The sequence below is a fragment of the Pseudomonas sp. UBA6315 genome, assembly GCF_002438125.1.
Classification (GTDB): Bacteria; Pseudomonadota; Gammaproteobacteria; order Pseudomonadales; family Pseudomonadaceae; genus Aquipseudomonas; species Aquipseudomonas faucium.
Genome location: NZ_DJTF01000023.1, coordinates 193 through 6449, shown reverse-complemented (window position 1 = coordinate 6449; position 6257 = coordinate 193). Strand labels below are relative to the sequence as shown.

Genomic DNA, 6257 nt, shown 5'->3' with positions numbered 1-6257 from the left:
GAAGTGGATGTGTGGTTCAACCCGCCACCCATTCCCATGAGCACCGAGGAAATGGACTACGTGTTCGGCATGCCCTACGCCCGTGTACCGCACCCGGCCTACGGCAAGGAGCGCATCCCGGCCTACGAGATGATCCGCTTCTCGGTCAACATCATGCGTGGCTGCTTCGGTGGCTGCACCTTCTGCTCGATCACCGAGCACGAAGGCCGCATCATCCAGAACCGTTCGCACGAGTCGATCCTCAACGAGATCGAAGAGATGCGCGACAAGGTGCCGGGCTTCACTGGCGTGGTCTCCGACCTTGGCGGCCCGACCGCCAACATGTACCGCATCGCCTGCAAGAGCCCGGAGATCGAGAAGCACTGCCGCAAGCCGTCGTGCGTGTTCCCGGGCATCTGCGAGAACCTCAACACCGACCACAGCTCGCTGATCGAGCTGTACCGCAAGGCCCGTGCCTTGCCGGGTGTGAAGAAGATCCTGATCGCCTCCGGCCTGCGCTACGACCTGGCGGTGGAATCGCCGGAGTACGTCAAGGAGCTGGTCACCCACCACGTGGGCGGCTACCTGAAGATTGCCCCGGAGCACACCGAGCGTGGCCCGCTGGACAAGATGATGAAGCCGGGCATCGGTACCTACGACCGCTTCAAGCGCATGTTCGAGAAGTTCTCGAAAGAGGCGGGCAAGGAGCAGTACCTGATCCCGTACTTCATCGCCGCCCACCCCGGCACCACCGATGAAGACATGATGAACCTGGCCCTGTGGCTCAAGGGCAACGGCTTCCGCGCCGACCAGGTGCAGGCGTTCTACCCATCGCCCATGGCCTCGGCCACGGCCATGTACCATTCGGGCAAGAACCCGCTGCGCAAGGTCACCTACAAGAGCGAGGGCGTGGAAATCGTCAAGAGCGACGAGCAGCGCCGCTTGCACAAGGCGTTCCTGCGCTACCACGATCCGAAGGGCTGGCCGATGCTGCGCGAAGCACTGCAGCGCATGGGCCGCGCCGACCTGATCGGCCCGGGCAAGCACCAGCTGATCCCGCTGCACCAGCCGCAGACCGACACCTACCAGAGCGCGCGTCGCAAGAACTCGACGCCCGCGGGTAGCCACAAGGTGGGCAAGGAGCAGAAGATCCTCACCCAGCACACCGGCCTGCCACCGCGTGGCAGCGATGGCAGCAAGCCGTGGGACAAGCGCGAGAAGGCCAAGGCCGAGGCGTTCGCCCGCAACCAGCAGGCGGCCAAGGAACGCAAGGAAGCGGCCAAGGGTGGCGGCAAAGGCAAGAAACCGCGCCAGCCTGTCATTCCGCGCTGATTGCAGGGGCTGCTTTGCAGCCCAATCGCTGGCAAGCCAGCTCCCACAGGTAAAGCGCAGGCCCTAGGTTCTGTGCAATCTCTGTGGGAGCTGGCTTGCCAGCGATGGGGCCGCAGAGCGGCCCCTCGATCAATCAGGCTTCTTGTCCACCCACTTTGGCAACACCGGCGAGACAAACTCATCCATCCCATCCAGCAGCGCATCCGCCTGCTGCTCCAGCAGCAACATCGCCCGATGTTGCGGGCGCACGAAACCCTCTTCGACGATATGGTCGAGGAACCCGCCAAGCTTTTCATAGAACCCGTTCACATCCAGCAGCCCCAAAGGCTTGGCGTGATAGCCCAGTTGCCCCCAGGTCCACACCTCGAACAGTTCTTCCAGCGTGCCCAGCCCGCCCGGCAGGGCGATGAAGGCGTCGCTCAGCTCGGCCATGCGGGCCTTGCGCGCGTGCATGCCGTCGACCACTTCCAGGCGAGTCAGGCCCTTGTGGCCGATTTCGGCGTTCATCAGGCTTTCGGGAATGATGCCGATCACCTCGCCACCGGCGGCCATGGCAGCGTCGGCCACGGTGCCCATCAGGCCCACAGCGCCACCGCCATAGACCAGGGTCAGGCCGCGGCGGGCGATGGCCTGCCCAAGGGCAATGGCAGCTTCACGGTAGGCGGGGTTGGCACCGATGCTGGCGCCGCAGAACACACAAACGGAACGTACAGGCATAGTTCATCTCCAGTCACTTTGCGTGACAGGGTACGGCGCAGGCCTGGCGCTTCCAAGGCCGCGTTCACTCCGGTCGGGAGAATTCGCAGCTCGCGCCGGTAGCGCCGTGGGCGTAGGCTGCGAGCAGGCTGTTCATGAAATTGGACAGGGACATGGGCGTTGCTCCTAAATGAGAGGTTGTCCCATCGTCTAGTAAAAGGGCATGATGTGCTCTTAGATTGGTTGTATACAATCCATTGAACAATTCTACTGCCTGGCCACTTGACGCCACTGTTGATTCATATCAGCCAGCGGACGAACGGTTTCAGGCAGTCTCGCAATTGATAAAAACCCTGCCAAGGAGATTCATGATGTTTGCGAAAGCTGTAGCGGTATCCCTGCTGACCCTCGCCAGCGCTTCCGTCTTCGCAGCCGAGTGTTCGGTGACTGTCGACTCGACCGACCAGATGTCCTTCAACACCAAGGAAATCGTCATCGACAAGAGCTGCAAGCAATTCACCGTGAACCTGGAGCATTCCGGCAACCTGCCGAAGAATGTCATGGGCCATAACATCGTCATCAGCAAGGCCGCTGACATGCAGCCGATCGCTACCGATGGCCTGGCCGCCGGTATCGACAAGAACTACCTGAAAGAAGGTGACGAGCGCGTCATCGCCCACACCAAGATCATTGGCGCCGGCGAGAAAGACTCGGTGACCTTCGATGTGGCCAAGCTGGTTGCAGGCACCGACTACGGCTTCTTCTGCTCGTTCCCAGGGCACATCTCGATGATGAAGGGCACTGTCGTCGTCAAGTGATAAGCTGATGCTCGGGAGGGCGTTGCCTTCCATTCGCGGGGCAAGCCCGCTGCCACTCGGTATGTACCTTGCGGCAGCGGGCTTGCCCCGCGAAGCATTTATGGGGCGAACGGCAGTTCGCGCTTGTGCTGGGTCTTGCGGTAGGTCGCCACGATGATGTCGAACGCTTCCTGCTCCACCGGCAGCCCATGCAGGAACGCATCGATCTGCTGGTAGGTCACCCCGTGCGAGGCCTCGTCCGGCTTGCCCGGCTCCAGGTCTTCCAAGTCGGCGGTCGGCACTTTCTCCACCAGTGACTCCGGCGCGCCAAAGCTGCGCGCAATGGCCCGCACCTGGTTCTTCACCAGGCCACTGAGCGGCGCCAGGTCGCAGGCACCGTCACCAAACTTGGTGAAGAAGCCCATCACCGCTTCAGCCGCGTGGTCGGTACCGATCACCAGCCCTGCGCGAGCGCCGGCAATGGTGTACTGCGCCACCATGCGCGTGCGCGCCTTGACGTTGCCGACGACGAAATCCACCAGGCTCGGCGAGCCCCCCTCCAGCGCCTTCACTTCCTTGGCCAGCGCCCGCACCGCCGGGGCGATGTCGACCGTGTGCAGTTCATCGGCCTTGATCACGTCCAGGCAGGCCTGGGCATCGTGCTCGTCATGTTGCACCTGGTACGGCAGGCGCACGGCGATGAAGCGGTAGGCTGGGTCGCCGGTTTCGGCGCGCAACTCGTTGATGGCGCGCTGGGCGAGCAGGGCGGCGGTCAGCGAGTCGACGCCGCCGCTGATGCCCAGCACCAGGGTCTTGAGCCGGGCGTTGGCCAGGCAATCCTTGATGAACGCCACGCGCCGGGCGACTTCGGCCTGCAGCGCTGCAGCGTCTGCGAACGGCGGCTGCACCTTCAGCGCCTGGGCAATCTCTTGCTGAACGGCTTGCATGGGTTACTCCTTGCTGGGGACTTTGAATACGTGACGCATGTAGGCGACGAAGTTGGGGTCGCGGCACTGGGTCTTGGCGGCTTCGTCGGAGATCTTGGCCACCGGCGAGCCATTGCAGTCAGTCATTTTAAACACGATGTTCATTGGCGCCACGCCCGGTATGTCGCAGGTCAGGTTGGTGCCAATGCCGAAACTGACGTTGATGCGCCCGCGCAGGGCTCGGAAGATTTCCAGCGAGCGGGTCAGGTTCAGGCCATCGGAGAACACCAGGGTCTTGGTCATCGGGTCGATGCCCAGTTTCTGGTAGTGGGCGATGGCCTTTTCCGCCCAGGCCACCGGCTCGCCCGAATCGTGGCGCAGGCCGTCGAACAGCTTGGCGAAGTACAAGTCGAAATCGCGCAGGAAGGCATCCATGGTGATGCAGTCGGTCAGCGCGATGCCAAGCAGCCCGCGGTATTCGCGGACCCAGCAGTCGAGGGCGGCGATCTGGCTGTCGATCAGCCGCGGGCCGAGCTGCTGGTGGGCCATGAACCACTCGTGGGCCATGGTGCCCAGCGGCTTGATATCCAGTTTCCATGCCAGGTCGACGTTGCTGGTGCCTACGAAGCGGCCCGGGAACTCGTCGCGCAGCACCTGCACCACTTCGGCCTGCACACGGCTGGAGAAGCGCCGACGCGTGCCGAAATCGGCGACCTGCAGCTCGGCCAGCTCATCGTCGCTGGCATGCGCGCGCAGCCAGTCGAACTTGCGGTGCAGCTGGTCGCGCGCTTCGGCCAGGCGCATGTGCGGGTGCAGGTGGCGGTTGCGCACTTCGCTGATCAGGGCCAGCAGCGGCACTTCGAAGAGGATCACATGCAGCCAGGGGCCACGCAGGCGCAGGCACAGCTGGCCCTCTTCGATGCCCAGGTGCACGTAGCGCAGGTTGAAGCGGAACAGGCGCAGAAAACGCAGGAAGTCGGGCTTGAGGAAACTGATGCGTTCGAGGAAGGCCAGCTGGCCATCATCCAGGGTGAGGTCGCTGAGCAGTTCGAGCTGGCGGCGGATCTCGCCCAGGTAGGGGCGCAGGTCCTCGCCGTTACGGCAGCGGAATTCCCATTCCACGTCGGCGTCCGGGTAGTTGTGCAGCACGCCCTGCATCATGGTGAGCTTGTAGAAATCGGTGTCGAGCAGGTTGTGCACGATGCGCTCGGCGAATGCGCTCTCGCTCATCAAGGGGGCTCCAGAAGCGGCGAATGGCGGCCATTGTGCCAGTCTTTTCAGTTTTGTTGTGTCAGCACCGGCCCTATCGCCGGCAAGCCGGCTCCCACAGCGTTACCTCGGTGCCCGATTGTGGGAGCCGGCTTGCCGGCGATGGCGCCATCACGGCCAAAACAGGTGTTTTTCCGTGCACCAGCTAGCCTTGAAACAGTGCCGCCTGTAGCAGTCGCGCACCAGCGGTGTGCAGTTCGGTGACGGTGTGCGGTTACAGGGCGGTTGCACGTAAACACTTGCCAGGGTTGCAATGATGGCACAGCGCGGTTGCTCCTTGTCTGTACGAGTGGTGGCGCCTGCCGCACGGCAGACGGTTGCACGCTCAATAAAGAAAAGGCCGCCGGTCGCCTGCCTGGCCCTTGCCCAGTGTGTTTTCCCGGAAGACAAAACCGATGGCACGGCCCTTGCTCGGAGCACAGGGCTGAGAAGTTGTAGTGCCAACCAAAAAAAACTCTAGGAGCACCACCTCATGTCGCAGACGTTTTACAAGAAAGGTTTCCTGGCACTTGCCGTGGCAACGGCCCTGGGTGTTTCTTCGTTTGTACAGGCCGACGTGAAGATCGGCGTCGCGGGCCCCATGACCGGGGCCAACGCAGCGTTTGGCGAGCAATACATGAAAGGTGCCCAGGCGGCGGCAGACAAGGTCAACGCCGCGGGCGGCATTAACGGCGAGAAGATCGTGCTGGTCAAAGGCGACGACGCCTGCGAGCCGAAACAGGCCGTGGCCGTGGCCAACCGCCTGGTCGATCAGGACAAGGTGATCGGCGTGGTCGGGCACTTCTGCTCCTCCAACACCATCCCCGCCTCCGAGGTGTATGACGAGGCCGGCGTCATCGCCATCACCCCAGGCTCCACCAACCCGCAGGTCACCGAGCGCGGGCTGAACGCGATGTTCCGCATGTGCGGCCGTGACGACCAGCAGGGCATCGTCGCCGGCAACTACATCGTCGACGTGCTCAAGGGCAAGAAGGTCGCGGTCATCCACGACAAGGACACCTACGGCCAGGGCCTGGCCGATGCCACCAAGGAGCAGCTGAAGAAACGCGGCGTGGAACCGGTGCTGTATGAAGGCCTGACCCGCGGCGAGAAGGACTTCAGCGCCCTGGTCACCAAGATCCGCGCCGCCGGCGCCGACGTGGTGTACTTCGGTGGCCTGCACCCAGAAGCCGGCCCGCTGGTGCGCCAGCTGCGCGAGCAGGGCCTGAAGGACGTCAAGTTCATGTCCGATGACGGCATCGTCACCGACGAACTGGTG

6 protein-coding genes are annotated in these 6257 nt (G+C 63.1%); 3 read left to right on the top strand and 3 right to left on the bottom strand.

What is annotated here, in order from left to right; all coding sequences use genetic code 11:
• On the top strand, positions 1-1311 hold a 1311-nt coding region (locus tag B3E94_RS01925; RefSeq protein WP_286912124.1), incomplete at its 5' end, for a DUF3362 domain-containing protein.
• Between the two features lie 129 nt (positions 1312-1440).
• On the opposite strand, the gene B3E94_RS01920 is transcribed toward B3E94_RS01925, so the two are convergent.
• Complete coding sequence (locus B3E94_RS01920) at positions 1441-2028, bottom strand: TIGR00730 family Rossman fold protein (RefSeq protein ID WP_286912123.1); 588 nt, start codon at positions 2026-2028, stop codon at positions 1441-1443.
• Positions 2029-2378: 350 nt separating this feature from the next.
• On the opposite strand from B3E94_RS01920, the gene azu reads away from it, so the two are divergent.
• Positions 2379-2825: an azurin gene (gene azu / locus B3E94_RS01915; protein ID WP_176513236.1), complete on the top strand. Its 447-nt coding sequence runs from the start codon at positions 2379-2381 to the stop codon at positions 2823-2825.
• Between the two features lie 98 nt (positions 2826-2923).
• On the opposite strand, the gene nadE is transcribed toward azu, so the two are convergent.
• Both nadE and pncB read right to left on the bottom strand, forming a co-directional pair.
• Entirely contained in the window at positions 2924-3751 is an 828-nt protein-coding gene (gene nadE / locus B3E94_RS01910; protein WP_176513238.1) for an ammonia-dependent NAD(+) synthetase, read from the bottom strand.
• A gap of 3 nt (positions 3752-3754) precedes the next feature.
• Positions 3755-4960, bottom strand: coding sequence for a nicotinate phosphoribosyltransferase (pncB, locus tag B3E94_RS01905; protein ID WP_286912121.1), 1206 nt, complete (start codon positions 4958-4960; stop codon positions 3755-3757).
• A 511-nt stretch (positions 4961-5471) separates the two neighbouring features.
• Between pncB and B3E94_RS01900 the strand changes: the two genes are divergently transcribed.
• Positions 5472-6257 (top strand): branched-chain amino acid ABC transporter substrate-binding protein (locus tag B3E94_RS01900; RefSeq protein ID WP_286912120.1); only part of this gene is annotated, 786 nt, incomplete at its 3' end.

Excerpts from the sequence above, each read along its gene's own strand:
- pncB (WP_286912121.1), bottom strand. The coding sequence starts at position 4,960 with ATGAGCGAGAGCGCATTCGCCGAGCGCATCGTGCACAACCTGCTCGAC.
- azu (WP_176513236.1), top strand. The coding sequence starts at position 2,379 with ATGTTTGCGAAAGCTGTAGCGGTATCCCTGCTGACCCTCGCCAGCGCT.
- nadE (WP_176513238.1), bottom strand. The coding sequence starts at position 3,751 with ATGCAAGCCGTTCAGCAAGAGATTGCCCAGGCGCTGAAGGTGCAGCCG.
- B3E94_RS01920 (WP_286912123.1), bottom strand. The coding sequence starts at position 2,028 with ATGCCTGTACGTTCCGTTTGTGTGTTCTGCGGCGCCAGCATCGGTGCC.